This window comes from Moorena sp. SIO3I6 (assembly GCF_010672095.1).
Genome location: NZ_JAAHHU010000443.1, coordinates 1 through 3,496, shown reverse-complemented (window position 1 = coordinate 3,496; position 3,496 = coordinate 1). Strand labels below are relative to the sequence as shown.

The window sequence follows — 3,496 nt, the reverse complement described above, 5'->3', positions numbered from 1 at the left end:
TCTCTGGACTAGAGTTACTGTTACTTATAGTTTGGGAATAACTAGCTTGAGTAATGGTGGGACTTTCAGAGATTAGTTTACCAGAAGTTGGCGAGAGTTTAGCTTGAATTACAGTCTCCTCGTTATCCTCTTTTCTAGATACTTGACTTGGGGATGAGGCACTTGTAGTTTTAGCGAGAGGTAAATCTGGAGTAGAGTTACTGTGACTTATAGTTGGGGAATTACTAGCTTTACTTATGGTGGGACTTTGAGAGATTAGTTTACCAGAAGTTGGCGAAAGTTTAGCTTGAATTACAGTCTCCTCGTTATCCTCTTTTCTAGACACTGTAGTTGGGGATGAGGCACTTGTAGTTTTAGCCAGAGGTAAATCTGGACTAGAGTTACTGTGACTTATAGTTTGGGAATGACTAGCTTTACTTAGGGTGGGACTTTCAGAGATTAGTTTACCGGAATTTGGAGAGAGTTTAGCTTGAATTACAGTCTCATCGTTATCCTCTTTTCTAGATACTTGACTTGGGGATGAGGCACTTGCAGTTTTAGCTAGAGGTAGATCTTGAGCTGAGTTGTTAACAGAATCACCTGGAGAAGTAATCTGACCTGATTTGGGCTGATTCGGGATAATTTTAGTTTGAATTACCGTATCTTCGTTATCCTCTTTTCTGGAAACTGTACTTGAAGATGATGGACTATTGGTTTGAGCAAGAGGTAGATCTGGAATAGATTTACTTTGAACTCTAGGAACATTACTAGGGCGTGTCTTCAAACTCGGAGATCCCCCTAAATCCCCCTTAAAAAAGGGGGACTTTGAGTATGGCTCCCCCTTCCGCGCGGGGGGCTGGGGGGGATCATAATCTTGCGGAAAACTTTGAAAACACGCCCTAGCATTAGCTGCTGTCATGGTTGCTTTTCGACTAATCCGCAACGTTCCCGATTTTTCAGAGTAGGGAGGTGAGGAAGAGCTACTGGTTTCACGTTGAGTTTGAGTTACTGTAGAATTGGTACTAGATTTAGTAATAGATTTAGTATCTCTTTGCGCTTGTACAGTATGAGACTCATGACGTGATAAGGTATTAACTTCTGCCAACGTTGCTTTGCGATTAATCTTAAGCTGTGGTTGTGTTCCTCTCCTATTTCCCTTCTCCCCAGTGTCCTTAATTGTCTTCCCAAGGGGACTAGAGGAAGCAGACTTAGGCTTTTTTTCTACCAATGAAACTGGGGTTAATGAAACTGGGCTTGTAGTCTGGTTGTGGTTAGTTTCTTTGACCAATGGCTTGGTCATTACTGTTACTTTCTGGGATATTGCTGGGCGTTGCTGAATTGAAGTATGAATGGGCGATCGTCTGGTTTTGGTCAAGCCCCCTAAATCCCCCAACTTTGGGGGACTTTCAGAGTTTTGTTCCCCCCAGAATTGGGGGGCTAGGGGGGCGGAATCATACCCAGAATCAGCAACGCCTATTGCTGTCGGACTTTTCCCTACAATTTTCCTACTATTGTCCCTACTATTCTGAAATGCTCTTGGTTGAGTCTGCACAAAGGTTTGAGCTGTTTTTCCCGTTCCTGAATAGCCGTCAGGATTGACTCGCCATTGCCCATCAAAACCGTCGGCTGATTCTGTGCGCTGTCGCTGAAGACGTGACATGATAGCTGTAGGCTGCAAAATTCCAGAACCATAACGGAATTTTACTTGTTCCGGTAACATGGACTTTTGTACAAGTCTTCCCGCTGTCCCTTGAGTAGCTTGGTAATGACCATGTAACTGCTGGGTATTAATGACCCCAGCAGGTTTAACCAGTCGCCGCTGTAGACGTTGCCCTAAGGTTGAACTGTAAGGAGAATCTTCCATTGTTTTGTTGCAATAGTCAACTTTTGAACTGGGGTCTTGCACCAAGTTGAAAATTTACCTGTCAAGGTAGGGAACAGGGAACAGGGAACAGGGAACAGTGATAAAATTTGACTATTTCAGTACTGAAATTAATTGTTATCACTGTCGTTATTAAGTTTGTTTGTACTGGTGCAAGATCTCAGAGAAATAGCGATCGCTATTTCTCTGAGCCAGGACTTACGCAAAGCCCCCTAAATCCCCCAATTCTGGGGGACTTTGACATCATTCCCCCCCAAAATTGGGGGGTTAGGGGGGCAAAACCAACTCAACTTCGTAAGTCCTATGAGCCTTTAGATATAGCAGTCGAAGTAAAGGTTAAGACATATTTCTGTTCCCTGTTCCCTGTTCCCTGTTCCCTTCACACCAAAATACTATGTCCTAAACTATACTTCCCTTGCTATAAAATCTATCTGACCGGTTTGGGCATTCAAACGCCGATTAATCTGGGCAATTTCCTCCACCCACCGTCGCCGCTGACTGTGTTCCATGGCCATGATGGATTCATAGTGCCAATGAAAGTGGTAGGCCAGATAGGCTACCTCCTGATGGAGTTGATCCAGGGGGTAGCCTAAGATTCCCCCGACATATCTAGTTCCACGGCAAAATCTTTTTCACAGTGGGGACAGATAATCTGGAGCGATCGCATGCCATTGCCATTGATGCGATTGTAAAGATCCTGCAAATAAGCCAAGTCTGAGGCAAATAACCCTTCAATCACTTTTGGGTTAATCATTTCCACAGAACCGATGCGGGTGACCACCCGAGATAGCAGAATCACAATTAAATAGGCTGGGTTAGATTGTACGCGAGGGTCTTTCAGAGGAACAATTTCATCAGCAGCCGTTGCCAATCGCATTGTCCCTTCCCGATGTAAATTCCCCTGTTTGTCCACATAACCTGCTGGTAATGTAAACTCATACTCAGTTTGCAGCATTGTTGCTTGCTCAGGCATCATGGTGAGATTAGTCATAATTTATACCCGCTCCAGACGTTCACAACTCACGGTAAGGGTATCAATGGCAACATCACTTCCTTTGGCATCCAAACTAGGTGCTTCATACTTACTAGCCCAGGCGTTAAAGAAGTTCCAGCGTACTTTCTCCTGTCCGGTATCATCAAGCAGAATGATGGAACCATTTTTGCGTTCAACCTCTCCATTGACTGCGGCTAAGTGCCAGTCATAGAGTTCACGAGAATCAGTTATTCCCCATTTCACGGAAATATCAGGATAACTGGCTTTCCCTCGCAGCTTACGTACTGTAGCATCGTCTCCACCTTCACGATATTCAACGATTTCTACTTCAGAACCAAAACCACTACATTCAGAAAATCCTGCCTGAACAATGCCATCAATTTCCATCAGGAAACGAAAGTTCTTATAGGGATCAACTCTTGCCATGACTAAATCTCCTTTCCAGTTAGTTCAAAAGTTTATAGGGTTTCGTTGAGGAGATGTAAACCTAGGAGATATTTTTTTATTTTAAAATAAAACTCCGGATCTCTTTCCCCTCTTGCCTTTTGCCTTTTGCCTTTTGCCTTTTTCGGCAATTCGTGTGTTTACAACCCAGATATAAATGCGCTTATTACTCACCAGCGGTTTGCTGGATGCGGAAG

At 43.9% G+C, this 3,496-nt stretch carries 4 protein-coding genes; all 4 read right to left on the bottom strand.

Going from position 1 to position 3,496, the window contains the following annotated elements; translation table 11 throughout:
- The coding region (locus tag F6K49_RS37615; RefSeq protein ID WP_293105231.1) for a hypothetical protein at positions 1-1,843 on the bottom strand (1,843 nt) is incomplete at its 3' end.
- 422 nt (positions 1,844-2,265) lie between these two features.
- Positions 2,266-2,379 (bottom strand): hypothetical protein, encoded by a 114-nt coding sequence (locus tag F6K49_RS53800; RefSeq protein ID WP_366514277.1) that lies wholly within the window; start codon positions 2,377-2,379, stop codon positions 2,266-2,268.
- Between the two features lie 71 nt (positions 2,380-2,450).
- Complete coding sequence (locus F6K49_RS37605) at positions 2,451-2,852, bottom strand: phage tail assembly protein (RefSeq protein ID WP_366514276.1); 402 nt, start codon at positions 2,850-2,852, stop codon at positions 2,451-2,453.
- Between the two features lie 3 nt (positions 2,853-2,855).
- Positions 2,856-3,281, bottom strand: a complete 426-nt coding sequence (locus F6K49_RS37600) for a phage tail protein (RefSeq protein ID WP_293105225.1) — start codon at positions 3,279-3,281, stop codon at positions 2,856-2,858.
- Between the last annotated feature and the right edge of the window lie 215 nt (positions 3,282-3,496).